This is a genomic window from Streptomyces sp. NBC_00414, from assembly GCF_036038375.1.
Classification (GTDB): domain Bacteria; phylum Actinomycetota; class Actinomycetes; order Streptomycetales; family Streptomycetaceae; genus Streptomyces.
The window spans coordinates 5,168,199-5,193,181 of the sequence record NZ_CP107935.1 but is presented as its reverse complement, the minus strand read 5'-3'; the positions used below and the strand labels follow the sequence as shown (position 1 = coordinate 5,193,181).

The following is a 24,983-nucleotide window of genomic DNA, read 5'->3' as shown; positions in this document are numbered from 1 at the left end:
GCCGAAAGATGTACGACCCCACAGTCGCCCGGCTCACCTACCGCGGCCTTCTCGGCCGCCGCCGGGCCCTCATCCTGGGCGCCCTGCCCGTCCTGCTGATCGTCATCTCCGCGGCCGTACGCGGCTTCACGGGCGCCGACGACCAGGTGGCCGCGGACGTCCTCGGCGGGTTCGCCCTCGCCACGATGGTGCCCATCATCGGCGTCATCGCCGGCACCGGAGCGATCGGCCCCGAGATCGACGACGGCTCGGTCGTCTACCTGCTCGCCAAACCGGTCAAGCGCCCCACGATCATCTTCACCAAGCTGATCGTCGCCGTCGCCGTCACCATGGTGTTCTCGGCGGTCCCGACGTTCCTCGCCGGCCTGATCCTCAACGGCAACGGCCAGCAGGTCGCCGTCGCCTACACCGTGGCCGCGCTGGTCGCCTCCATCGCGTACGCCGCGCTCTTCCTGCTGCTCGGCACCATCACGCGGCACGCGGTGGTCTTCGGGCTCGTCTACGCCCTCGTGTGGGAGGCGCTCTTCGGGACGCTGGTCTCCGGGGCGAGGACCCTCAGCGTCCAGCAGTGGTCGCTCGCGGTGGCCCAGAAGGTGTCCGGCGGGGATCTCGTCACCTCGGACGTGAGTCTCACCACCGGCACGGTGCTCCTGGTCGTGGTGACCGTCGCCGCCACCTGGTTCGCCGGGCAGAAACTGCGGACGCTGACGCTGGCGGGCGAGGAGTAGCCCCTGCCGGGCCCCGGCGGGTGCGGGGGCCCGGACGGTCGATGCGGCTCCACGCGTGCGTGGAGCCGCGGCCATTTGTGATCTTGAAGCAGGTTTTACGCGGGTGACGGCACACTTGCCCGAGGGGATGCGACGAGGAGGAACGGGGATGGCGGCGCAGGCACCACGGAGCGACGGACAGGACCCCGGCGAAGGCCGGGGGGAGACCGCCGAGGAGGTCTGGGACGACCTCGTCCTCGACGAGGACTTCATACGGTCCGCCGGTACGGCCGAGCCGTCCGCGCGCGCCCGTATGCTCGCGGAGCGCTGGCGCGAGGGCGGCCCCGATCCGCAGCCCTGGCGCTCCGACGAGCCGCCCGCGGGATGGTTCTTCAGCAAGGCGCGGCGGCGCAGGTGGCGGCGCCGCTGACGCCTGCGGGGCGACCCGCGTCGCCGGGTGCCCTTGGAGGGCTGACGGCTGACAGGTGACGGCTTGGGGGCACCCGTCATTCGGTGGCGCCCGATTATTCGGTGGCGCCCAACTCGGCGTACGGGCACAGTGGTTATGTCCAGGTCGCCGGATTCCTCCGGTGCCGCGGTCCGGGAGAGGAGCACGACGACGCCTGTCAGTGGCAGTTCGTCGAGTTCCCGGCAGGGCAGCGTGCGGGCTCCGGAGCAGTCGGCTCCGTCGAGTCCGCCCCGTACGGGAGCTGCCCGGGGCGGCCGCTTCGAGCGCGTACCTCCGCGCGGGCCGCCCACCCACTCTTTTCAGGCGAGCCGGCTGCCCCGCTGTTTCAGGGCAGCCGGCCCAGCAGCCTCTCCAGCACCACAGCGATGCCGTCCTCGTCGTTCGACAGGGTCATCTCGTCGGCCACGGCCTTGAGTTCGGTGTGGGCGTTGGCCATTGCCACGCCGTGTGCCGACCACGCGAACATCGGTATGTCGTTCGGCATGTCGCCGAAGGCGATCGTGTCGGCGGCCTTCACGCCCAGGCGGCGGGCCGCCAGGGAGAGCCCCGTGGCCTTCGACAGGCCCAGCGGCAGGATCTCCACGATGCCCTCGCCCGCCATCACGATGTTCACCAGGGAACCCGCCGCCGCCCGCGCCGCGGACGCCAGCTCGTCGTCGGTGAGGCGGGGATGCTGGATGTACATCTTGGTCAGGGGCGCGGCCCACAGTTCGGCCACATCGGTGAACGGCACGGACTGCAGCAGACCCTGCACCCGGTAACCGGGGCCGACCAGCACGTCGCCGTCGAGGCCGTCGCGGCTCGCGGCGAGGGCCAGCGGGCCGACCTCCGCCTCGATCTTGGCGAGCGCGAGCCCCGCCACCTGCCGGTCGAGGGTCACCGACGTGAGCAGCCGGTGCGCCCCGGCGTCGTACAACTGCGCGCCCTGGCCGCACACCGCGAGTCCCTCGTACCCGAGGTCGTCGAGGATGTGTCGGGTCCAGGGGACCGCCCGGCCGGTGACGACGAGGTGCGCGGCACCCGCCACGGTGGCCGCGGCGAGTGCCGCGCGGGTGCGCTCCGAGACCGTGTCGTCGGAGCGCAGCAACGTTCCGTCGAGATCGGTCGCTACGAGCTTGTAGGGGAACGCCCCCGTGGATCCGGCCGACCCGGTGGACCCGGTCGACCCAGCGGTGCCGGTCACTTGGAGATCGGCTCCAGCAGCTCACGGCCGCCCAGGTACGGACGCAGCACCTCGGGCACCCGTACGGAGCCGTCGGCCAGCTGGTGGTTCTCCAGGATCGCCACGATCGTGCGCGGGACGGCGCACAGCGTGCCGTTCAGCGTCGAGAGCGGCTGCACCTTCTTGCCGTCCCGCATGCGCACCGAAAGACGGCGGGCCTGGAAGCCGTCGCAGTTCGAGGCCGAGGTCAGCTCGCGGTACTTGCCCTGGGTCGGGATCCACGCCTCGCAGTCGAACTTGCGCGAGGCGGACGAGCCCAGGTCGCCCGAGGCCACGTCGATGACCTGGAAGGGCAGCCCGAGGCCGGTCAGCCACTGCTTCTCCCAGTCGAGGAGCCGCTGGTGCTCGTTCTCCGCGTCCGCGGGATCGACGTACGAGAACATCTCGACCTTGTCGAACTGGTGCACGCGGAAGATGCCCCGGGTGTCCTTGCCGTACGTGCCGGCCTCGCGGCGGAAGCACGGCGAGAAGCCCGCGTAGCGCAGCGGCAGCTTGTCCGCGTCGAGGATCTCGTCCATGTGGTACGCGGCGAGCGGTACCTCGGAGGTGCCGACCAGGTAGAAGTCGTCCTTCTCCAGGTGGTACACGTTCTCCGCGGCCTGACCGAGGAAGCCGGTGCCCTCCATGGCGCGCGGGCGGACCAGCGCCGGGGTCAGCATCGGGATGAAGCCGGCCTCCGTGGCCTGCGCGATCGCCGCGTTGACGAGGGCGAGTTCCAGGAGCGCGCCGACACCGGTGAGGTAGTAGAAGCGCGAGCCGGAGACCTTGGCGCCGCGCTCGACGTCGATGGCGCCGAGCGCCTCGCCGAGCTCCAGGTGGTCCTTGGGTTCGAAGCCCTCGGCGCCGAAGTCGCGGATCGTTCCGTGCGTCTCCAGGACGACGAAGTCCTCCTCGCCGCCGACCGGGACGTCGGGGTGCACGAGGTTGCCGAGCTGCTTGAGGAGGCGCTTGGTCTCCTCGTCCGCCTCGTGCTGCTCGGCGTCCGCCGCCTTGACGTCGGCCGCGAGCACTCCGGTCTTCCGGAGCAGCTCGGCCTTCTCGTCGCCGGAAGCCTTGGGGATGAGCTTGCCGAGCGCCCTCTGCTCGGAGCGCAGCTCGTCGAAGCGGACGCCGGACGACCTGCGCCGCTCGTCGGCGGAGAGAAGGGAGTCGACGAGCGCGACGTCCTCTCCACGGGCGCGCTGGGAGGCGCGAACACGGTCGGGGTCCTCACGGAGCAGGCGAAGGTCAATCACCCCACAAGGTTACCGGTGCGGGGTTCCGGGACACGACTCGGTATTCCGATCTGTCGCTTCTGTCATAGTTTGGTGGAAATGTCGATTCACTTGAATTGTGTCGGTTCGCGTCAATCGAAAGGGGCCCGGTTCCCTGCAAGGGGCAGGCTGGGTGCGGTGAGTTGACTCGATTCCCTTGTGGAACAAGGGACTTGGCGTGGAGGTTGTCCACAGGAATTCGCACTCCGGAAAAGTTATCCACAGGCTGTGCGAAAGATCTGTGGACATCGGAAGTGATCGTTCCGAAAGCCGCATCCGGGACGAAGAATTCCTGGGTCAAACCCTCTCTACACCCACGTTCGGGTGGAAATGGTTCCCTCTAAGGGATTGGTCGATGAAACGGGTGGACGAAGGGTGACCCGCGGGGCTGTGGACGCAGTTGTGGGCTGTAGGCCGATTTGTCGACTACGTCGGGCTTTGTTGTCGACTTGTCCCCAGGTCGAGAAGCGATCCTGTGGATAACTTTGTGGATGAAGAAAATCTGCAGGTAGGACCGACTTAGAAACGGCCGTCCTGGCAGCGCGCCAGCCAGTCCGAGGCCGCCGCGAACTCGCCGTCCGACGTACCGGCCCGCGGTGCGCGCGCGTCCTTCGGATCGACGTCGGCCTGCGGATAGGACCCGAGGAACCGCACCTTCGGGCAGACCCGCTTGAGCCCCATCAGCGCCTCGGCCACCCGCCGGTCCGAGATGTGACCCTCCGCGTCGATGGCGAAGCAGTAGTTGCCGATGCCCTCGCCGGTCGGCCTGGACTGCAGCAGCATCAGGTTGACCCCGCGGACGGCGAACTCCTGGAGCAGTTCGAGCAGAGCGCCAGGATGGTCGTCACGCTGCCAGATCACCACGGACGTCTTGTCGGCGCCGGTCGGCGCCGCGGGCCGGGCGGGCCTGCCCACCAGGACGAACCGGGTCTGCGCGTTCTCCGCGTCGTGGATCTCGGTCTCCAGGGCCTCCAGCCCGTACCGGGCCGCCGCGAACTCGCCCGCGAAGGCGGCGTCGTACCGTCCCTCCTGCACCAGGCGGGCGCCGTCCGCGTTGGAGGCAGCCGACTCCCAGACGACGTCCGGGAGGTTGGCCTTCATCCAGTTGCGCACCTGCGGCTGGGCGGCCGGGTGGGCGCTGACCGTCTTGATGTCGGACAGCTTCGTGCCGGGGCGGACCAGCAGCGCGAAGGTGATCGAGAGGAGCACCTCGCGGTAGATCATCAGCGGCTCGCCCACGGCCAGCTGGTCGATCGTGGTGGTGATGCCGCCCTCCACCGAGTTCTCGATCGGCACGAACGCGGCCTCGGCCTCGCCGGCCCGGACGGCGTCGAGCGCCGCGGGGACGGACACCATCGGGACGAGCTGCCGGGTGGCCGACTCCGGAAGAGTCCGCAGGGCCACTTCGGTGAAGGTGCCCTCGGGGCCGAGATACGCGTAGCTGGCTGGCATGGCCTCACCCTAATGGGCCCTGCGGAACTGGGCCCACGCTTCTGGAACCACGCCCCACCGAGCCGATCTCAGCCCTCCAGCAACTTCTGTCCCACGTACTCGCCCTTCGCGGCCCCGCCGGGCACCGCGAAGAGTCCGCTCGACTCGTGCCGGATGAAGGTGGACAGCGCGTCCCCGCGGTCGAGCTTGCGCTGCACCGGGACGAAACCGCGCAACGGGTCGGCCTGCCAGCAGACGAAGAGCAGGCCCGCGTCCGGCACGCCGTCCGCGTCGATGCCGTCGTGGAAGGAGAAGGGCCGGCGCAGCATCGCCGCGCCGCCGTTCTCGTCGGGCCGGGTGATGCGGGCGTGCGCGTTGATGGGGACCACCAGCTTGCCCTCGCCGTCGGTCTTCTGCAGATCCATCGCGGTCGTCTCGGTGCCGCCGGACAGCGGTGCCCCGTCGGACTTCCGGCGCCCGATCACGTCCTCCTGGTCCTTGACCGGGAGCTTCTCCCAGTCGTCGAGGAGCATCCGGATACGGCGTACGACGGCGTACGAGCCGCCCGCCATCCACGACGGCTCGCCGGCGTCGGGCACGAAGATCCGCCGGTCGAAGTCGGACTCCGACGGCTTGGGATTACGGGTGCCGTCGATCTGCCCCATCAAGTTGCGGGCCGTCAACGGGCGGGTGGTGGCGCCGGGCGAGCGGTTGAAGCCGTTCATCTGCCAGCGCACCCTGGCCGCCCGGCCCGCGTCCTGCTGGATCGCGCGCAGGGCGTGGAAGGCGACGAGGGAGTCGTTCGCGCCGATCTGGACCCACAGATCGCCGTTGCTGCGGGCTTTGTCGAGATGGTCCGAGGAGAAGTCGGGCAGCGGGTCGAGGGAGACCGGGCGCTGCTTCTCCAGTCCCGTACGGGCGAAGAAGCTGTGGCCGAAGCCGAAGGTGACCGTGAGGGACGAGGGCCCGGCGTCACGCGCCACGTCCGTGTCGCCGTTCGCGGACGCCTCGCCCGCCATCAGTCGCCGGGCGGTCGTCGACCAGCGCCGCAGCAGGGCGGCCGCCTCCTCGCGGCCCGCGCCCGCCCTCAGGTCGAAGGCGACGAGATGGCCGTTGGCCTGCAGGGCGGTCGTGATGCCCGGCTGATGTTTCCCGTGAAACATCACCTCGCCCGCACCCACGGAATTGAGGAGCGCGGCCCGGTCGGCGGAGGGCGCGGACGGCGCGGATGCGTACCCGGCGGCTCCGCCCGCCGCGCCGAGCGCGAGGCCCGTGGCACCGGCGGTGCCGAGCAGGCGCCGTCGCGAGACGGCGCCCGAGGTCTCCCGTGAGGGTGAGGCCTCCCCTGAGCCCGAGGTCTCCCGTGGGGGTGAGGTCTCCCGTGAAGGGGAGGGCTTCGGAGTGGACTGTTCAGCCATGGTGTCGTTCAGCCGATCTGCGCGTTCTTGTCCACGGTCACCTGGTCGATGTCGGAGGTCCGCACGGTCACCGCGATCTGCCAGCTGCCCGCCATCGGGATCTGCACCCCGCTCGCCGTCCAGTGTCCGGTGGCGATGCGGTCGGGGACCACGGGCAGCGGACCGATGTCCTTCGCCTTGAGGGTGAAGGCGATCTTGACCTCGGGAATGTCGAAGGCCTTGCCGTTCGGCCGCTCCACGTAGACGTGCATGTCGTTGCCGCCGACGCGGGCCGGGTCCAGCTCGACGCGGGCTATCCCCTTGCCGTCCTGGCCTCCCGTGTCGAACGGGATGTCAAGCGACAGCGCCTCACCGGTCTGCTCCGAGGTGGCGGCGGCGGTGGCGGCCTTCGCCTCCTCCTCCGTACGCCCGGGTTCGGTGGACGTGAGCACGGTGGTGACGGCCAGCAGGACGACGGCCACGCCCGCCTCGGCGAGCACCGAGCGGCGCAGGCCGGTGCGGAGCGGGTCGGCGTCCCGCAGGCGCTTCTCGCGCGTGATGGCCACCGCGGCCCGCTGCCGGGCCAGCTGGGCGGCGCGCTTGCCGCCACCGCCCGCGCCGCCCACGGAGACCGTCTCCTTGTCGTCCGAGGTGTCGGATGTGTCCGAGTCGTCCGAAGGCCCCGCGGACCCGTTGGCCGCCTGGGACCCCTTGGCCGTCTGGGATCCCTTGGCGGCCTTGGACCCCTTCGACTTCGCGCTGTTCGACTTCTTCGGCGTCGACGTCGAAGCCCCGACCTTGGCCTTGGGCTTCGCCTGCTCCTTGGCGGGTGCCTGTGCCAGCCGGGTGGTCCAGCGACGTGAGATCCACGCGATGCCGACGAGGACGACCACCAGGCCGACCTTGATCAGCAGCAGCTGTCCGTACCAGGTCCCGGTGAGCGCGGACCAGGAGCCGACCTGCCGCCACGACTGGTAGATCCCGGTTACGACCAGCACGGCCACGCTGCCGAACGCGACCTGGGAGAAGCGCTGTACGGCGGACCGTCCGATCGACGACGGGGCGCGGTACAGCACCACCAGCAGTGTCGAAAGCCCGCCGAGCCAGACCGCGACGGCGAGCAGGTGCAGCACGTCGGCGGGCATCGCGATCCCCGTCTGGAGACCGGTCGAGGCGTGCTCGGCCATGGCCCACGTCGCGGCGAGACCGGCCGCCACGACGAACCCGCCGATGGCGAGCCCGAAGGTCAGATCGCCCTTCTCCTCCTCGTCCTCGCGCTTCTCGTACGCCCCGAAGAGCACGGCGATGAACAGCGCGGCCGCGGCGAGCAGCAGCAGCCTCGACACCAGGGCGGCGCCCGTCTTGGTCTGCAGCACCTGGCTGAGCAGGTTCAGGTCGAAGATGTCCCCGACCGTCCCCGAGCCGGTGTACGACCCGCGCAGCATCAGCATGGCGAGCGTGGCCCCCGTCAGGGCGAGCCAGCCCGAGACCACGAGCCGCTGCACCGCACGCACGCCGGTGCCGCCCTGCCAGCAGGCCAGCACGAAGGCCGAGCCGCCGACGAGCAGGATGAATCCCGCGTACGACACATAGCGGGCGAAGCCGTAGAGGCCGCCCACGACCCCGCCGCCGGCCTCCTGGTCGGACACGGCGACGGACGTCTTGGAGGGTGCCCCGATGGAGAAGGTGAAGGCGCCGGCGACGGGGTGGCTGTCGGCCGAGACCACCTGGTAGGTGACGGTGAACGTGCCGTCGGGCAGGCCGGAGTGCAGCTTCACGGCGTACGTGTTGCCGCCCTGCCCGGACGTCTTGCCGGTGTCGACGCGCTTGCCCTTGGGGTCCAGCACGCGCACCGAGTCGTCGGACATCGCGACCTGCTCGGAGAAGGTGAGCGACACCTGGGCCGGGGCCTCGGCGACCACCGCTCCCTGCTGGGGGTCGCTCCCGGTCAGCGCGGCGTGCGCGGAGACGGGCGCGGCCCCGGCGAGGAGCGCGCCGGTGACGGCGAGGAGCAGCAACAGCAACGTCCGCACACGGGGAGCGATGGTCTGACTCAACGGTGGTCCCTCCCTCAGTGGTGCGATGTCGTGGACGAGTACGAGTACGAGGCCGAGCGTGACGTCGAGTACGAAGTCGTGCGTGCCGTCGACTGCGACGTCGAGTGTGTAGACGACCGCGCGGACGATCTGGTCACCGACGCCGGCTGATAGGTGGCCGACTTCACCGGCATCTCGACCTTGACCGGATCGGATTTCGTGAAGCGCAGCTCCAGGGACACCGTGTCGCCCTCCTTCGGCTTGCGCTTCAGCTTCTCGAACATGAGGTGGTCGCCGCCGCTGTCGAGGACGAGCTTGCCGTGGGCGGGGACGTCGAGCCCCTTCACCTGTTCCATCGACTGTCCGACGGTGGTGTGGATGGTGACCTCGCCGGCGAGGTCGCTGGTGACGGAGGACAGCCTGTCGCCAGCGTCGCCGCCGTTGGCGATGACCAGGAAACCGGCCGCCATGGAGTCCGAGACCGGCTGCGGCATATAGGCGGAGTTCACCGACAGCCCGCCCTCCGAGTCGCCGGAGTCCGGGTCCCCGCAGCCCGCCAGGGTGAGGGCGGCCGCCAGGACGAGGGCGGCCGAGGACGCCGTACGACGTGTCACGGCGTCTCGCCCTTGATCAGTTCGGGGAGGTCCTTGGTGTAGTCGTCGACGGTGGCGTCCTCGCCGTACAGCACGTAACCGCCGTCGGTCTTCGGGGAGAAGGCGATGACCTGCGTGCCGTGCATGGAGGTGACCTTGCCGTCCTTGCCCTTCTTGGGAGCCTCGATGGAGATGCCCAGCGTCCTGGCACCCGCCTGGATCGTGTCGAAGGAGCCGGTCAGGCCGACGACGTCCGAGTCGATGCCCTTGAGCCACTTGCCGAGCGCGGCGGGGGTGTCCCGCTCCGGGTCGGTGGTGACGAACACGATGCGGAGCGAGTCCTTCTCGGCCCGGGACACCTTCTTGTCCTGGTCGAGCTGCTTCTTGGCGACGGCGATGTTGTTCATCGTCAGCGGGCAGACGTCGGGGCAGTTGGTGTAGCCGAAGTAGATCAGCGTCGGCTTGCCCTCGGTCGCCTCACGGAGGTCGTACTTCTTGCCGTGCGTGTCGGTGAGGACCAGGTCCGGCTTCTCGAACGGCTTGTCGAGGACCGTGGCGGCCTTGTCCGAGCCGGTTTCGGTGGACACCTCGGCGACGGCGTTGTCACTGCCGCTGTCGCCACTGCCGCAGGCGGAAAGGGTCAGAGCGGCCGCGGCGAACAGTGCGGCCACGGCGTACGTCTTCTTGCGCATAGTGCATTCTCCCGGGGACGCCGCACCCGATTTCCTGTGTACGGGCCCGGACCCCGGCCGGAAGGGAACCGGCCGGGGATCGCGGTGGGCGTCCGACGTTGGGTCGTTCGGACTGGACCTGCGCGGAAGCCGTACGGAGGTCGTACGGGACTCGCGCGCGGCCCGGACTGGGCTTATGCGTTGGTACGCCGACGGCCGGCGAGAACACCGAACGCCACGCCCGCCACGCCGACGACGATGCCCACCACGCCCAGCACACGGGCCGTGGTGTCGCTGCTGTCGGTGGAGGCCGCCTCGGTCGTCGAGGCGTTGGCGGCGGCCTTCGCGTCGTCGCTCTCCTTGGCGTCGGCGTCGTCGTCGGAGGCGGCGGAGCCGTGGTGGTCGTCGGTGGCGGCGGACAGCGCGAGCACCGGAGCCGGCGTCTCGGGCTCCTCCTCGCCGTCCTTCTGCGTCTCGATCCAGCGCACGACCTCGTTGTTGGAGTACGTCTGGATCGCCTTGAACACCAGCTCGTCGGTGTCCTCGGGCAGCGCGCCGATGGAGAGCGGGAACTTCTGGAAGAAGCCGGGCTGGATGCCCTTGCCGTCCGCGGTCCAGGTGACCTTGGTGACGGCCTCGTTGATCTTCTCGCCGTGCATTTCGAGCGGCTTGTCGAGCTTGGACTTGGTGACCTTGACGTTCCAGCCGTCGACGGGCTGCGGCATGACCGAGGCGAGCGGGTGCTCGGCCGGGAAGTTGATCTCCAGCTTGGTGGTCGAGGCCTTGTCGCGCTCGTTCGGCACCTTGAAGTTGACCGTCGCGTAGCCGCCCTTGGCGGCCGTGCCCTCGGGCTGCACGCTGACGTGCGCGAACGCGGGGCCGGACAGGACGAGGACGGCGGAGGCGGCGACGACACCGGTCGCGGCGATACGAGAAGCCTTCATGGCAGGAAACACTTCGCTTTCAGCACTGGTTCGGTGAGGAACCGTTCGGTGAAGAACTGGGGGGTCGCGCGGGTGGAAGCCCGAAAGGGCGGGCACGCGCGCGTGCCGCACGACGGCACCCCTGGAGTGGGACGTCCGAAGGAGTACGTCCGAGGGAGCGCGTCGTGTCAGACGGCGAGGGTGAACGCCTCGCCGGCCGGCGGCCCGCGCCGGCTGACCGAGTGCTGAAGAGCGGTCGTACGCGGGACCGGTGGCTCGTACGCCCAGGTGCGTGGTGTGCCGGGCACCGCCGGGGTCGCGCCGGGCAGGCCCGCCAGGAGGGCGCGGACGAGCGCCAGGGCTGCGCGCAGGGAGACCAGCGGCCCTTCCGCCACCCCGTGCGCCGAGAGCCGCAGGAGGCGCCGCAGGGCGATGTCTCCGCGGCGCAGCAGCCACCCGGTGGCGGCCGCCGCGAGCACGTGACCGAGGAGCATCGGCAGCGACGGCAGCACCGACGCCGGTGCTCCGACGGCGGCCGACATGGCGCCCGCCTGATCGTGCATGGCGTGTGAGGAGCCCGCGCCCGTACTGGTGCCGCCCGTGCCGCCGGTGCCCAGCTGGGCGTCGGCGAGGATCCGCTGGGCCTGGGCGGGGCTGAGTGTCGCGACGGACGCGCCGCACACCAGCCGTGAGGCCCGGGCCACGAGCGAGGTGTCCACGCCCGTGGACGCGGTGGCCGCCGTGCCGTGCTGCCCGAGTCCGAAGAGCGTGTGCAGCACCGTCTGGCCGGTCGCGAGGAGCACGGTGATGCCCGGCAGCGAGCGCTCGCGCCCGGCGAGCGGCGCCGCGACGGCGAAGACGGCGAGGAATCCCGCCCCCAGCGACCACAGCGGAACCGACGCGCAGGAGGCGATGGAGTGTCCGGCCGCGGCCAGCACGACACAGACGGCGGTGAACACCGCGGCCCTCAGGACCCGGAGATCACCTCCGGTGCGCGCGCGCTGGTGGGAGGCAGTCATGGCGGGCTCATCATCGCACTGGCCTTACCCGCCCCATACGGCAGGTCCACAAGATGACGTACGGTCCGGAAGATCAGGTTCTGGGGTGAGTCGCCCCTACATACACCGGCAGATGGCGTCGGCACATCCCCCGTATGGGCGGCGTCACGTCATCAGCACGCTTACATGCGGCCCCCGGCGGCAATACGTAACGGTATGTCGAGCCGCGGCCAGGAGGCTGGAGCATGAGCATCTGGTGGTCCCTCCATCTCCGGCGTGAGGCGGCGAGTGTTCCGCTCGCCCGGCGCCTGCTGATCGGCACGATGGAGTCGGCGGGGGTGGATCCTGACATCTCCTACGACATCTCCGTCGCGCTGAGCGAGGCCTGCGCCAACGCCGTCGAGCACGGGGGCGATACGGACCGTGGGAAGCCGACCGAGGCCTACCGGGTCACCGCCTATCTGGACGGCGAGAAATGCCGCATCGAGGTGACCGACTCGGGCCCGGGATTCCCGTCGGGGCGTGGGCGTGCGCCCATGCGCCCCTCCCACAGCGACGCGGAGAACGGCCGGGGCCTGTGTCTGATCCAGGAACTCGCCGACCACGTCCACATCGGCAGCTCCGTCAGGGGCGGGGCCGTGGTCAGCTTCGACAAGATCCTCAAGTGGCGCGAGGGCACGCCGCTGTTGGCCACCTGACGGCACGGCCCTGAGGCACGGTCTGAGGGCACGCCCCCGGGCTCCGAGGGCGGGCTCCGACGACGGGCCTCGACTGCCTCGACGACGGGCCCCGAGGGCGGGCCCCTGACGCCCCGCAAGAGGGGTGGTTTCCCGCCGATTTCAGCTTCCCCAGCATTCTCAGGGGGATCACAGGCTTCACCCATGTCCCTGACTGGTGGCCTCCCTAGCTTTTCCGTCATGACGGGAACACACAAAGGCACCAGCATCACGCGGCGCCGGGTGATCGCGGTCACCGGCGGTACGGCCGCGGTCGGCGGTCTAGCGATCGTCGGATACCAGGCCGCCTTCGCCGACGGGACGACGGCCGCGGCCACGGAGACGGCCGCCGCGAGCGCGTCGGCCACCTCGGGCGGCGGTACCTGCGTCCTCATGTCCAGCGTCACCGAAGGCCCGTACTACCTCGACGGTGCCCTGGTGAGGAAGGACATCACCGAGGGCAAGAGCGGCATCCCGCTGACACTGCGGATCACCGTGCGGGACACCACCGAGTCCTGCGCCCCGGTCGCCGGCGCGGCCGTGGAGATCTGGCACTGCGACGCCTGGGGCTACTACTCGGGCTACACGACGGCCAACCCCGGCGGCTCCGCGCCCGCCGAGAGCGAGGACGGCTCGACCGCCGACGACAAGACCTACCTGCGCGGCTACCAGGTCGCCGATGCCGACGGGGTCGTCACGTTCGAGACCATCGTCCCCGGCTGGTACACGCCGCGGACCTGTCACATCCACGTGAAGGTGCACACCGGCGGCGAGAAGGAGGACGGCACCTACGAGGGCGGCAAGGTCAACTACACCGGCCAGCTCTTCTTCGACGACGACATCGCCGAGCAGATCTTCGAACTGGAGCCCTACTCCAAGCACTCGGGCACCTGGACCAAGCTCGACGACGACATGGTCTACGACGGCGGGGGCGCCTCCGGCGGCCTGCTCACCCTGAAGCCCGTGCACAAGAAGGACCCCTCCAAGGGCTACAAGGGGTCCATCACGCTCGGGGTCGACCCGGACGCCGAGAACAGCGGCGCGGGCAGCGGCGGCGGTGGCGGCGGCACGCCCCCGAGCGGCGCGCCCGGAGATGCCCCCAGCGGCGCCCCGAGCGCGTCGGCCTCCTCCGCCTCCTCCGCCGCCTCTTCCTCTTCCTCCTCCTCGTAAGGGGGTCGCGGACGATGAGCAGCAGCCGTGCGGACGAGACGCTGGCGCGGGCCGCCGTGACCGCGCTCACCGGCCAGCTGGCGCTGGCACCCAAACCAGGACTGCCCGACCCGCGTGATCTCGGCGCCCGCGTGACCGGCGAGGACCACTGCTCGCTGCGCTGGTCGGCCAAGGCACTGGAGCCGGGCCTCGCGGCGATGGCCGCCGCCGCCCGCCGCACCGGCGCGGCGACCCCCGGACTCCGGGCGGAACTCGGGGCGATCGGACGCTCCACCGAGCACTCGGTGACCTTGGCGGGCGGCGGGCACCGCGGAGCGCTGTGGGTGCTCGGCCTGCTGGTCGCCGCCGCGGCCCTGGAACCCCGGGCCGGCGGACGGGACCTGACCGCGGCCGCCAAGCGGATCGCGGCCCACTCCGACCGGCGGGCACCACGAAGGCCCTCCCGCGGCTCGTCGGTCTCCGCGAAGTACGGCGCGGCGGGCGCCCGGGGCGAGGCGAAGGCCGGATTCCCGCATGTGCGCCGGGCGTTGGAGACGCTGGCCGCGGCGCGCACCGCGGGCGTACCCGAGCCGTACGCGCGGCTCGACGCGCTGCTGGCCGTCATGTCGACGCTCCAGGACACCGGGTTGCTGTACACGGCAGGACCGCACGGACTGCGGCACGTGCAGGCGGGTGCCCGCGGGGTCATCGAGGCGGGCAGCACGTCCACCGGGGCGGGCCGGGCGGCCCTGGCGGCCTTCGACGAGGACCTCCACGCGCGCGCGTGGAGCCCCCGGGGAAGCAGCGGGCTGCTCGCGGGGGCCCTGTTCGCGGACTCGCTTCCGGTGGCGGTCAGTCCACCGGTACCGGCCGCTTGACCGGCGGTGAGGCGGTCCGGCCGTCGGACAGTTCGGCGGTCCGGCTGTCCACCGCACCGGTGGCCGGGCTGTCCGCCGACACGACGGCGGTGCTGTCCGCCGACGCCATGGCGGTGCTGTCCGCCGGTGCGGCGGCGACCGGGCCGTCCGTCCGGGCGGCGGGCCGATTCTCCGTCGCCCACCGCACCGCGGGACCCATCACGTAGGAGGCCGCCAGCGTCAGCCCGCCCAGGAGCAGCCAGCCCGGCGTCCCCCACCCGACGAGCAGCGCCGTCAGCACCAGCGGGCCGAGCGTCCGCGCCACCGTCACACCCGTACCGAAGAAGCCCTGGTACTCGCCCACGCGGTCGGCAGGCGCGAGGTCGAAGGAGAGCTGCCAGGACCCCGCCGACTGCTGCATCTCGGCGACGACCTGGAGTACCGCGCCGACCGTCAGCACGCCGACCGCCGTCCAGGGCGGCACCCCGGCGGACAGGGCGAACACCGCGCACGAAGCCAGCATCACGAACCCCGAGCGCCGTACCGCGCGCGTGGCCGACGCCGTGCCCGTCACCCCGCGGGCCGTCCGTACCTGGAAGAGCATCACCGCACCGGTGTTGAGCACGAACAGCGCGGACACCACCCACGTCGGGGCCTCGGTCCGTTCGGCGATCCACAGGGGGACGCCCAGGCTCAGCAGCGGCATCCGCAGCAGCAGCACGGTGTTGAGGAGGGCCACGACAGCGTAGGGACGGTCGCGCAGCACGCCGGGCGCGCCCCGTCCGTGCCCCCGCCCGCGCCACCGTCCCGGCCCTTTGACGGCCTCCACGCGTGCGTGCGTCCCGTCGACGGCCGGCAGCCGCAGCAGCACCGCCGCGCACAACAGGAAACTCGCCGCGTCCAGCGCGAACACCCCGAGGTAGGCCGCCCGCGACCCGGCGTGCAACGCGAGTCCGCCGAGCCCCGCGCCCACCGCGAGCCCGGCGTTGAGCGTCGACTGGAGGTGCGCGAGCAGCCCCGTGCGCTCCTGGCGGGACACCAGCCCGGCCAGCAGCGCCTGCCGGGCGGCCGCGAGCCCCGACTGCGCGGTCGCGTACGCGCACGCGGCCAGCACGAACGGCACGAAGCCCCGTACGACGAGGAAGGACGCCACGGCGACACTCGTGGCCAGCGCCAGGAGCACCGCGGTGCCGCGCGGCCCCCGACGGTCGGCGAGCCGGCCCAGGGGCACGCCCACCACCGAGCCGACCGCCCACGCGATGGTGAGCCCGAGCCCCACGCGCGCGGGCGCGAGCCCGACGACGTGCGTGAAGTAGAGGGCGGAGGTGACGAAGTAGGCGCCGTCCCCGACGGAGTTGCTCAACTGGGCCAGGGCCAGTACCCGCTGCGGCCCCGCGGGCGGGACCGTACGGCTCGCCCGCGCGGGAGCCTTCCGCCCGGCCCCGGATGCTGCTGATCGGTTCCTCATGACCACGACGCTATGGGCGCGGTGGACCACCGGGCAGGCCCAATCCCGGTGCTGTTTCCTGGCCCAATCACCGCCCCGATTCCGGGATTTCTGTCGCGTCCCGGGCCTCTTCCGGCACCCGCCTCAGGCCTCCTCAAGCACCCGGCCCAGCACCTCCAACGCCTGCGGATAGACCCGCTCCCGGGGTGTCCCGTACCCCACCACGAGTCCCTGCGGCCGTCCGTCGCCCGACGTGTGCCAGTGCTCGCCGAGGCGCCCCACCGCGAGGCCCTTCTCGGCGGCCCGTGCCAGCACCGCCTCCTCGTCCGCCACGTCGACCAGCGCGTGCAGCCCCGCCGCGATGCCCCGTACGCCCCGCCGCGTGCCCAGCCGGTCCAGCAACTGGTCCCGGCGGCGCCGGTAGCGCAGCCGGCACGCGCGTACGTGCCGGTCGTAGGCGTGGCCGGTGATCAGCTCGGCGAGGGCCAGCTGGCCGATGGACTCGGTGTGGTGGTCGCTGTGCAGCTTGGCGTCGGCGACCGCGTCGACGAGATGCGGCGGCAGCACCATCCAGCCGAGCCGCAGAGCGGGCCCGAGCGTTTTGGACACCGTCCCCAGGTAGGCCACCTGCCCGGGGGCCATCCCCTGGAGGGCGCCCACGGGCTGCCGGTCGTAACGGAACTCCCCGTCGTAGTCGTCCTCGACGATCACGCCTCCACGCGCGCGTGCCCAGTCGGTGAGGGCCCGCCGCCGCTCGGGGTGCAGGGTCACCCCGGTCGGGTACTGGTGCGCAGGCGTGACGACGACGGCCGCCGCGTCACCGAGCCCCCGTACACGGACGCCCCGTTCGTCGACCTCCGCGGGGGTCACCGTCCCGCCGTTGTGCCGCACCACGTCCCGGTGGAAGGGCAGTCCGGGGTCCTCCATGGCGATCGCCCCGCCGTCCAGCACCCGGGTGAGGAGCGCGAGCCCCTGTACGTATCCGGTCGTGACGACGATCCGCTCGGGCGGCGCGATCACCCCGCGGGCCCGCCCCAGATAGCTCGACAGGGCCGTCCGCAGTTCGATCCGGCCGCGCGGATCCCCGTAGTCGTACGCCAAGGAGGGCGCGCCCGCGATCGCCCGGCGCAGCGCCCGCGACCAGGCCGCCGCCGGGAACGTACCGACGTCGGGGCTGCCGGGCCGCAGATCGAAACGGGGCGCACGCGCGCGTGGCGACGCCTCCGGGGACGCCGCGTCCGCGGAGGGCGGCAGGGCGACCTCGGTGCCGGCGCCCTGCCGCGCGGTCAGATACCCCTCGGCGACGAGCTGGTCGTAGGCCGCCTTCGCCGTCCCCCGTGAGATCCCGAGTTCGACGGCGAGGCGCCGGGTCGCCGGCAGCCGCGTACCGGGAGCCAGCCGACCGTCCCGGACGGCGTCACGGAGCGCCCGTTCCAGTCCGGCGCGACGCCCGTCCGAGACATCGGGTTCGAGATGCAGATCGACACCGACACCGGCCCGGAACGAGTCCACCGACCAGATCTCCTTCTGCCGGGGGCGCGGGGAACTGTGCGACACGCCCCGGCGCGCCCGCGGACGAAAACGGCCGGCCACCCCGTCGGCGCCCGACCGTTCACGTCACTTCATGTCACCGTCTGCCGACCGACCGACCGCAGGTCAGGCCGTGATCGCGGCCATCCACGTCTCGACCTCTTCCGACCGGCGAGGAAGCCCGGCGGACAGGTTCCGGTTGCCGGTCTCCGTGACGAGGATGTCGTCCTCGATACGGACGCCGATGCCCCGGTACTCCTCCGGCACGGTCAGGTCGTCCGCCTGGAAGTACAGCCCCGGCTCGACGGTCAGGCACATGCCCGGCTCCAGCGTGCTGTCCACGTACGTCTCCGTCCGCGCGGCCGCGCAGTCGTGGACGTCCATGCCGAGCATGTGACCGGTGCCGTGCAGCGTCCAGCGGCGCTGCAGCCCCAGCTCCAGGACCCGCTCGACCGGGCCCTCGACGAGCCCCCACTCGACGAGCTTCTCGGCCAGCACACGCTGGGCGGCGTCATGGAAGTCCCGGTACTTGGCGCCCGGCTGCACGGCCGCGATGCCGGCCTCCTGGGCCTCGTACACGGCGTCGTAGATCTTCTTCTGGATCTCCGTGTACGTGCCGTTGACGGGCAGCGTGCGCGTGACGTCGGCCGTGTAGAGCGTGTGGGTCTCCACGCCCGCGTCCAGCAGGAGCAGATCGCCGGAGCGCACCGGGCCGTCGTTGCGCACCCAGTGCAGCGTGCACGCGTGCGGTCCGGCGGCGCAGATGGAGCCGTAACCGATGTCGTTGCCCTCGACCCGCGCGCGCAGGAAGAACGTGCCCTCGATGTAGCGCTCGCTGGTCGCCTCGGCCCGGTCCAGGACCCGTACGACGTCCTCGAAGCCGCGCACGGTCGAGTCGACCGCCTTCTGCAGCTCGCCGGCCTCGAACTCGTCCTTGACCAGCCGGGCCTCGGAGAGGAAGACCCGCAGCTCGGCGTCGCGCTCGGCGGTGACCTTGTCGGTGAGCGCCGCCTCGATCCCGGCGTCGTGACCGCGCACGACCCGGACCGGGCCGGTCGCCTCGCGCAGCTTCTCGGGGAGCTCGCGGACGTCCGAGGCGGGGATGCCGTACAGCTGTTCGGCCTCGGTGAGGGAGTGGCGGCGGCCGACCCACAGTTCGCCCTGGCCGGAGAGCCAGAACTCGCCGTTCTCGCGGTCGGAGCGCGGCAGCAGGTAGATCGTGGCCCGATGGCCGTCCGAGGCCGGCTCCAGCACCAGGACGCCGTCCTCGGTGAGGTTGCCGGTCAGGTACGCGTACTCGACCGAGGCACGGAAGGGGTACTCCGTGTCGTTGGAGCGGGTCTTCAGGTTGCCCGCCGGGACGACCAGACGCTCGCCCGGAAAGCGTGCGGAGAGCGCGGCGCGGCGGGCGGCGGTGTGCGCGGCCTGAGCTATCGGCTCCAGGCCGTGCAGCTCGGTGTCGGCCCACCCGGACTTCATGCTCTCGGCCAGTTCGTCGGACACGCCCGGGTACAGGCCGTTCTTGCGCTGCTTGATGGGCTCTTCTTCGTCCGCCTGGTCAGCGGCATCGTCAAGCACGGCTTCCGGGGTCTCCGGGTTGAGCGCCTCCGACACGATCTGCCTCCTCGATACGACTCTGGACGCCCTCCATCGTACGGTCGGGGGGAAGGACGCCCAGGGCCGGAAGACCTGATGACGTGCGGCTCACACGCGGGGCGCGCGGCTCAGCCGGGGCGGCGCGCGCGGCTCACTCGAAGCGGGCCGCGAGAAGCACCACGTCCTCGTCGCTGTCGGCGTCGTCGAGGCCGTCCGGCAGCATGGTCCGCAGGACGTGGTCGGCGACGGCGCCCGGATCCGCCCGCAGTGCCCTGGGCACGCTCGTTGCGGCCGCGTGCAGCCGCGAGAAGGCCCGGTCCATGGGGTCACCGGTACGGTGCAGCAGCCCGTCCGTGTAGAGCAGAACCGTCTCTCCTGCCTCCGCCTGGAACTCCACGCTGGGGGCCTCCCAGCAGGCGAGCATCCCCAGGGGCGCCGAGAGCGACGTCTCCACGTACTCGGTGCGCCGCTCGCCGATGACCAGCGGCGGGCTGTGTCCGGCCCCGGCCAGCGTGATCTTGCGCAGGGCGGGCTCGCAGTACGCGAACAGGGCGGTGGCGGAGCGGGCCGGCTCGGTGAGCCGCAGCAGCAGTTCCAGGTCGGACAGGACGGCGACCGGGTCCTCGCCCTCCATCACCGCGTACGCCCGCAGGGAGGCCCGCAGCCGGCCCATCGCCGCGACGGCGCTGGGTCCTGACCCGGTGACGGACCCGACCGCGAGGCCGAGCGCGGCGTCGGGCAGCGGCAGCGCGTCGTACCAGTCGCCGCCGCCGCGCGGTCCCGTGCGGTGCCGGGCGGCGAGCTGGACCCCGGAGACCCGGGGCAGCCGGGAGGGGAGCAGTTCCTCCGAGATGGTCGTCATGCACGCGCGCGTGCGCTCCAGCTCCACCAGGAGGGCCAGGTGCTCGGCCGCGTACGCCGTGTAGAGGCCGACCAGGTGGCGCTGGCGCTCGACCGGCTCGGCGGGTTCGTCGTAGAGCCACACGGCGGCGCCCAGCCGGCCCGACGCGTCCGTGGACAGCGGCAGCGCGTAGCTCGCGGCATAGCCGAGCCGGGCGGCCACCTCGCGGTGCCGGGGATCGAGCCCGTCCTCGGAGAGCAGGTCGGGCTGGGCGATCTCACCCTCGCCCCCGGGCAGCCCGTCGAGGATCTTGCCGTACGACATGGAGCTGCGCGGGACGGTCTCGATGTGCCCGAGATCCGCCCGGGCGAGGCCCAGGCCGATCGTGGTGTCCGGGCCGAGGCCGTCGCCCGGTTCCAGCACCACGAGACCGCGCCGGGCGCCCACGAGGGCGGCTCCGGCGCGCAGCAGTTCCTGGAGGGCGTCCGCCAGTGAGGCGGTGCGTGCCAGTCGCTCGGTCAGCTCGTGCAGAGTGGTGAGGTCGGAGACCCAGCCTGCGAGTCTGTCCTGGAGGACGGCCCCCGGCGCGTGTGGAGAAGTGGCCGGTGGGGAACCCGTGGTGGCACGTGTCGGCGCGACAGTGTGTGTGGGTGAGGGAACCGTTGAATCGATTCCGGCCACTTTCGGGAGGTGAGGGGCGTTCATGGTGTCCGGCTTTCCGACCGGTGCGTATTGCTCATTAGCATCGCAAACCCCCATGTCATTCTGCGCCGCTAGCAGTGTCTCCACATGTACACGCACTCGTGAGGGGATGTCCAGCATTGTCCTGCTGGGATTCCTGGTGTCCGTGGGACCGCTGCGGAAAGGTAAAGTTGGCTTAAAACTGACTCAAGTCACGGCGTATTGCGGTCGACTGGCCTAGCTCGACAGAGCGTCACAGCGGTCGTGATGGGTACGTACTCGGTGAAAGCCAGGTGTGGTGGGGATCCTCACGGAACCCTCCCGGAACCTGGCGACGGACCCGGGCGTCTTAACCACCGACGACCGTGCCCCATCCTCCCGTGGCGGAGGCGGCGAGAAATACGCGGGACAGCAAACGCCAGGCGCCGCCACCCCACGCCATGCCCGTGCTCCAGCCAGACGCAGTATGGATGCGGACGTAACCAACGCTCGGCCCATAGGGGTTCCCCTTGTCTCTGACGAGGGTGTGATGCGCCAGTAGGTACGCACAGTGAAGTGATCGACACATGGTGTGATGTGGTTCCTCGGCGTTCAACGGAAAGGAACGAGCGCACATGCGCGAGATCCTCGGAAGGCGACGCAGGCTCCTGTCCAGGCGAAACGACGGGAGGCCTGAGATGCTCAGCGCGGCCCTGACCTTCGCGACCGAATGGCAGTGGCCCGTACTCCCGGGTGTGGCCCCGGACCCGCAGGGGCGGGCCCGATGCGGGTGCCCGGACCCGGAGTGCACGGTGCCCGGTGCCCACCCCTTCGACCCCGGCCTGCTCGCGGCCACCGCTGACGAGCGCATGGCGCGCTGGTGGTGGACGAACAGGCCGACAGCCCCGATCATCCTCGCCACCGGAGGAAAGGCGCCGTGCGCGGTGAGCCTGCCGGCACCGGCCGCGGCCCGGGCGCTGGCCGCCCTCGATCTGCAGGGGATGCGCCTCGGCCCCGTGATCGCGGCCCCCACGCGCTGGGCGCTGCTCGTGAAGCCGTACTCCCTGGAGCAGCTGGGTGAGCTGCTCTACGCCAAGGACTTCGTGCCCGGCTCGCTGCGTTTCCACGGCGAGGGCGGCTACGTGGCCCTGCCTCCGTCGGAGACCGGTCAGGGCGGGATCCGCTGGGAGCGGGCTCCGCTGCCGGGTTCGGCCGCCCCCTGGGTGCCCGATGTGGAGGCCGTGGTGGACGCGGTGGTGGAGGCTCTCACTCGTACGGGTGTGAGCGCCCCCGAGTTGTAGGGGACTCGGGCGCGCGGTTCGCCGCGCGCCCGCCCTCGCTCGTTATCGTCCCTTTCATGCTGCGTCACTCCGGGGGACGACCCCCGGACTCTCTCCCGGACCCTCTTGGCCTCCCGGACCCTCTGAACCCCCGAAAAGTCCGCTTGACGGTGCTGGCGGGCATCGTCGTCCTCACGGCCGCGCTGCCGCTGGCCGTGGCCTCCGCGGGGCCGACGGGTGGCGAGGCTCCCGCATCCGCATCCTCTTCCGCACGCGCATCGGCACACTCCTCGGACGACAGCGGCCGTGACGCCGGTGGTCGTGACGCCGGTGGTCCTGGATCCGGCGGCGCTGGATCCGACAGCTCCGGTTCCGGCGGTTCTGGATCCGGTGGTCCTGGTTTCCACAGCTCCGATTCCGGCGGTCCTCTTTCCGGCGGTCATGGCTCCGGCGAGGCGCCCGTCTCCGGTCGCGCCGACGGCAGGGCGCCCGGGGCGCGCCCCGCGGCACCCAGGGGCCCTCTGACGCTCGGCGTGGGGCTCGCCACCGCCGCCCGCTGCGGACCCGAACTCGCTTCCCCCGACGGCATCGAGGCACAGACGTGCGTGCTGACACAGGGGCGGGAGACATGGGCGCGGACCTACTACCGCAACGCGACCGGTGACGATCTCAGGTCCGTACTGACCCTCATGGCGCCCGGCGACCGCACGGTGCGGATGTACTGCGCGGTGGGCGCGGACGACGAGCCGGAGGTGTGCGAGACACCCCGGGAGCGGACGGCCGGCGAGGCGTCGCGGTACACGGCGGTCGCCGAGTTCGCGAAGGACGCCGACGGACCGCTGCTTCTGCGCTCGGGGAGCAACTCGCCTGCGCAGAACGGGCGTTGAGAACATCGCCGACGACGGTCCCGTATCCGGACATGAAAAGACCCGGTTGCTGGCGACGGGGGATGCACCAGCAACCGGGCTATTGGAACGGTAACAAGAGATCGGCGGTTCGCAAATTCGATCTCGGCTATTCAGACACCGATTCGCCTGTCACGACCGGGAGTTGTGACAGGAGTCACCCGCTTTGTACACCTGTCGCCCGGCTGACCGGTCGGTCAGCCGGGAGCGGGTTTCCGCCGGGCGTCGGCCGAGGTCAGCTGAGGGTGACCTGGCGGTTGGTGAGGCCGCCACGCGCCCGGCGCTCGTCCGCGGTGAGCGGCGCGTCCGTGGCCAGCGCCGCGGCGAGCCGCTCGGCGAACTCGGACGCCGGCTTCTCGATGTCCTCGGCAGCGACACCCGTCGGCAGGTCCCAGACCGGGACGGTGAGGCCGTGGGCACGGAAGGAACCGACCAGACGAGTGCCCTCCCCGAGGCTCGACCGGCCCTCCGCGTGCAGCCGCGCGAGCGCGTCCAGAAGCTGCTCCTCGGGGTGCGGCATGACCCAGCGCAGGTGGTTCTTGTCGGGGGTCTCGCACCAGTACGCCGCGTCGACGCCGGCGAGCTTCACCGTCGGGATGGCGGCGGCGTTGGCCCGCTCCAGGGAGGCGGACACCTCCGTGGTCGCGTTCTGCGCGTCCGGAACCCAGAATTCGAAGCCCGCGTGCACAACTGGCTCGAACGCGCCTTCGGGGTCGAGGAGATCCTGCAGGCGCACTCCGTCGCTCGGGGCGCGGCGGCCCTGCACCGGAGTGCCGGGCTCCGCGGTGAGCGCGCGCTGGAGCGTGTCGGCCAGGTCGCGGCTGATGTCACCGGACGCCGTGTCGTTCTGCAGGCCGATGAGGACCGAACCGTCCTCGCGGCGCAGCGCCGGCCACGCCATCGGCAGCACCGTCGCGAGGGTGACCGAGGGGACGCCCTCCGGGAGGGCTTCCTTCAGGTGCAGCGCGACGGTCGCCGCGGGCACCAGCTCGCGCAGCGCGATCCAGTCGCCCTCGCTCGGCAGGCCCTCGAACGGCCGGTGGACCAGCTCGGTCACGGCGTGCGCGGCGGCGCGGCCGTGACACGCCTTGTAGCGGCGGCCGCTGCCGCAGGGGCAGGGCTCGCGTGCTCCGACAACCGGGACGTGTCCGTCTGCGCCGGCGGCGCGGGCCCCATCCTGCCGCTGCGGCTGCTTGGCCTTCGTCTGGGGTCGCTTCTTGGCCATCGTGGATGTCTCCCGGTTACGGCTCGACTCGTACGGGCGCGAGCCTAGCCGCTCGTACGAGGACCCACGGGACCCTGTGGACAACGTGCCGGGTCATCGCCTGGGCGGCGCTTCGGTTCGTCCCGGAACCAGCACTTCCGTCTGCTTCGGCCCGAGTGCTCGGGGTGCTCCGGGCTGTCGGGAGCCCGGTGCGGGTCGGCCGGCTCCGCCTGCTCCGGACTGTCACGGACTGATCGGTCGGTGCTCCACCCGCTCCACCTGCTGTGGATTGCCGTGGACTGCTGCGGACTGCTGCGGGCCGGTGGCTCCGCCCGGGTCGGGCGTGCTGCCGTGGCCCGCCTCAGTCCAGACCCTCGAAGGCTTCGCCGAAGCCCAGGTCGGATATCGCGGACACCGCGGGGGCCGTGACCCGCGCGGCGAAGTCGTCCCGCCGGCGGACGGCGCAGGCGTCCTTGTGCACGACCACCCACACCGTGACCTCACCGCGGGTGTCGTCCCGGACACCCCAGTCGTCGGCCAGCGCCGTGATGATGTTCAGCCCGCGACCGCCGCGCGCGGTGACCGAGGGCGTGGCCGGAACCGGACGGGTCGGACCACCGCCGTCCGTCACCTCGACGGTGAGTCTGCCGGTCGGTTCGACACGCCACGCGGCCCGGACGTCGCCGTCCCCGGCCAGGGCGTCACCCAACGGCCTGCCGTGCCGGCAGGCATTGCTCAGTAGTTCGGAAAGGATCAGTACGGCATCGTCGATGACCGTTTCCGTGACACCTCCCGTGCGCAGTTGATCCCGCATCCGGTGTCTTGCTTCTCCCACGCCCGCAGGGCCATGGGGTACGGCCATGCTCGACGACGTGGGCACCTCCTGTGCCACCACCAACGCCACCCCCGAGACCTCCTTTGCCCCACGCCACGGTGTGGATGCCCTCCTGGGATGGACCGGAAACCGGCCAATGCACGTGCAGTGACGCACTCGTAACGATCGAACACGGAACGAGTGCGCCGGAGCACTCCCTGTAATCGAGTGGCCCGAATTCGACGGAATGGCCGAGATGTGGCGCCCCGCGGGCGAAACGTGCG

The 24,983-nt window shown here is 71.4% G+C and carries 22 protein-coding genes; 7 read left to right on the top strand and 15 right to left on the bottom strand.

All coding sequences use genetic code 11. From position 1 onward, the window contains the following. Positions 1-8: 8 nt before the first annotated feature. Complete coding sequence (locus tag OHS59_RS22470; protein WP_107020468.1) at positions 9-728, top strand: ABC transporter permease; 720 nt, start codon at positions 9-11, stop codon at positions 726-728. A 148-nt stretch (positions 729-876) separates the two neighbouring features. Next, entirely contained in the window at positions 877-1,137 is a 261-nt protein-coding gene (locus OHS59_RS22465) for an SGM_3592 family protein (RefSeq protein WP_328495195.1), read from the top strand. A 364-nt stretch (positions 1,138-1,501) separates the two neighbouring features. Here the strand turns inward: OHS59_RS22465 and OHS59_RS22460 are convergent, their stop codons facing one another. From OHS59_RS22460 to OHS59_RS22420, 9 genes are all read right to left on the bottom strand, one after another. Continuing rightward, positions 1,502-2,359: an HAD family hydrolase gene (locus OHS59_RS22460; RefSeq protein WP_328495194.1), complete on the bottom strand. Its 858-nt coding sequence runs from the start codon at positions 2,357-2,359 to the stop codon at positions 1,502-1,504. Then, positions 2,356-3,633: a serine--tRNA ligase gene (gene serS, locus OHS59_RS22455; protein WP_328495193.1), complete on the bottom strand. Its 1,278-nt coding sequence runs from the start codon at positions 3,631-3,633 to the stop codon at positions 2,356-2,358. Before serS ends, OHS59_RS22460 begins: the two co-directional genes overlap by 4 nt. Positions 3,634-4,170: 537 nt before the next feature. Next, entirely contained in the window at positions 4,171-5,103 is a 933-nt protein-coding gene (gene pheA / locus OHS59_RS22450; RefSeq protein WP_328495192.1) for a prephenate dehydratase, read from the bottom strand. A gap of 68 nt (positions 5,104-5,171) precedes the next feature. Then, on the bottom strand, positions 5,172-6,500 hold the full coding sequence (gene efeB, locus OHS59_RS22445; RefSeq protein ID WP_328495191.1) for an iron uptake transporter deferrochelatase/peroxidase subunit: 1,329 nt from the start codon (positions 6,498-6,500) through the stop codon (positions 5,172-5,174). A gap of 8 nt (positions 6,501-6,508) precedes the next feature. Further along, positions 6,509-8,536 carry a copper resistance protein CopC gene (locus OHS59_RS22440; protein WP_328495190.1) on the bottom strand — a complete coding sequence of 676 codons (2,028 nt, stop codon included), beginning with the start codon at positions 8,534-8,536 and terminating at the stop codon, positions 6,509-6,511. 14 nt (positions 8,537-8,550) lie between these two features. Then, positions 8,551-9,129, bottom strand: coding sequence for a copper chaperone PCu(A)C (locus tag OHS59_RS22435; protein ID WP_328495189.1), 579 nt, complete (start codon positions 9,127-9,129; stop codon positions 8,551-8,553). Beyond that, positions 9,126-9,800: an SCO family protein gene (locus OHS59_RS22430; protein WP_328495188.1), complete on the bottom strand. Its 675-nt coding sequence runs from the start codon at positions 9,798-9,800 to the stop codon at positions 9,126-9,128. The genes OHS59_RS22435 and OHS59_RS22430 overlap by 4 nt, the downstream gene beginning before the upstream one ends. Positions 9,801-9,973: 173 nt before the next feature. Beyond that, on the bottom strand, positions 9,974-10,723 hold the full coding sequence (locus OHS59_RS22425) for a YcnI family copper-binding membrane protein (RefSeq protein WP_328495187.1): 750 nt from the start codon (positions 10,721-10,723) through the stop codon (positions 9,974-9,976). Positions 10,724-10,890: 167 nt separating this feature from the next. After that, positions 10,891-11,721 carry a hypothetical protein gene (locus OHS59_RS22420; RefSeq protein ID WP_328495186.1) on the bottom strand — a complete coding sequence of 277 codons (831 nt, stop codon included), beginning with the start codon at positions 11,719-11,721 and terminating at the stop codon, positions 10,891-10,893. A 224-nt stretch (positions 11,722-11,945) separates the two neighbouring features. Between OHS59_RS22420 and OHS59_RS22415 the strand changes: the two genes are divergently transcribed. The 3 genes from OHS59_RS22415 to OHS59_RS22405 all read left to right on the top strand — a co-directional run bounded on the left by OHS59_RS22415 (position 11,946) and on the right by OHS59_RS22405 (position 14,443). Then, positions 11,946-12,398 (top strand): ATP-binding protein, encoded by a 453-nt coding sequence (locus OHS59_RS22415; protein WP_328495185.1) that lies wholly within the window; start codon positions 11,946-11,948, stop codon positions 12,396-12,398. A 219-nt stretch (positions 12,399-12,617) separates the two neighbouring features. Then, positions 12,618-13,586, top strand: coding sequence for an intradiol ring-cleavage dioxygenase (locus tag OHS59_RS22410; RefSeq protein ID WP_328495184.1), 969 nt, complete (start codon positions 12,618-12,620; stop codon positions 13,584-13,586). A 14-nt stretch (positions 13,587-13,600) separates the two neighbouring features. Next, positions 13,601-14,443 (top strand): triphosphoribosyl-dephospho-CoA synthase, encoded by an 843-nt coding sequence (locus OHS59_RS22405; RefSeq protein ID WP_328495183.1) that lies wholly within the window; start codon positions 13,601-13,603, stop codon positions 14,441-14,443. Here OHS59_RS22405 and OHS59_RS22400 read toward each other — a convergent pair. From OHS59_RS22400 to OHS59_RS22385, 4 genes are all read right to left on the bottom strand, one after another. Then, positions 14,418-15,890 (bottom strand): MFS transporter, encoded by a 1,473-nt coding sequence (locus tag OHS59_RS22400; protein ID WP_328495182.1) that lies wholly within the window; start codon positions 15,888-15,890, stop codon positions 14,418-14,420. The two genes, OHS59_RS22405 and OHS59_RS22400, sit on opposite strands and share 26 nt — an antisense overlap. A 123-nt stretch (positions 15,891-16,013) precedes the next feature. Next, entirely contained in the window at positions 16,014-17,381 is a 1,368-nt protein-coding gene (gene pdxR, locus OHS59_RS22395) for a MocR-like pyridoxine biosynthesis transcription factor PdxR (RefSeq protein ID WP_328495181.1), read from the bottom strand. 144 nt (positions 17,382-17,525) lie between these two features. Beyond that, a complete protein-coding gene (locus tag OHS59_RS22390) occupies positions 17,526-19,013 on the bottom strand; it encodes an aminopeptidase P family protein (RefSeq protein WP_328495180.1) in 1,488 nt (495 codons plus the stop codon). 133 nt (positions 19,014-19,146) lie between these two features. Beyond that, positions 19,147-20,658 (bottom strand): PP2C family protein-serine/threonine phosphatase, encoded by a 1,512-nt coding sequence (locus OHS59_RS22385; protein WP_328495179.1) that lies wholly within the window; start codon positions 20,656-20,658, stop codon positions 19,147-19,149. Positions 20,659-21,131: 473 nt separating this feature from the next. Between OHS59_RS22385 and OHS59_RS22380 the strand changes: the two genes are divergently transcribed. Both OHS59_RS22380 and OHS59_RS22375 read left to right on the top strand, forming a co-directional pair. Further along, positions 21,132-21,797 carry a bifunctional DNA primase/polymerase gene (locus OHS59_RS22380; protein WP_328495178.1) on the top strand — a complete coding sequence of 222 codons (666 nt, stop codon included), beginning with the start codon at positions 21,132-21,134 and terminating at the stop codon, positions 21,795-21,797. A 512-nt stretch (positions 21,798-22,309) separates the two neighbouring features. Then, complete coding sequence (locus tag OHS59_RS22375; RefSeq protein WP_443061481.1) at positions 22,310-22,663, top strand: hypothetical protein; 354 nt, start codon at positions 22,310-22,312, stop codon at positions 22,661-22,663. A 253-nt stretch (positions 22,664-22,916) separates the two neighbouring features. Here OHS59_RS22375 and OHS59_RS22370 read toward each other — a convergent pair whose 3' ends face one another. Both OHS59_RS22370 and OHS59_RS22365 read right to left on the bottom strand, forming a co-directional pair. Beyond that, on the bottom strand, positions 22,917-23,906 hold the full coding sequence (locus OHS59_RS22370; RefSeq protein ID WP_328495177.1) for a DUF5926 family protein: 990 nt from the start codon (positions 23,904-23,906) through the stop codon (positions 22,917-22,919). A 340-nt stretch (positions 23,907-24,246) separates the two neighbouring features. Then, complete coding sequence (locus OHS59_RS22365) at positions 24,247-24,876, bottom strand: ATP-binding protein (protein ID WP_328495176.1); 630 nt, start codon at positions 24,874-24,876, stop codon at positions 24,247-24,249. Between the last annotated feature and the right edge of the window lie 107 nt (positions 24,877-24,983).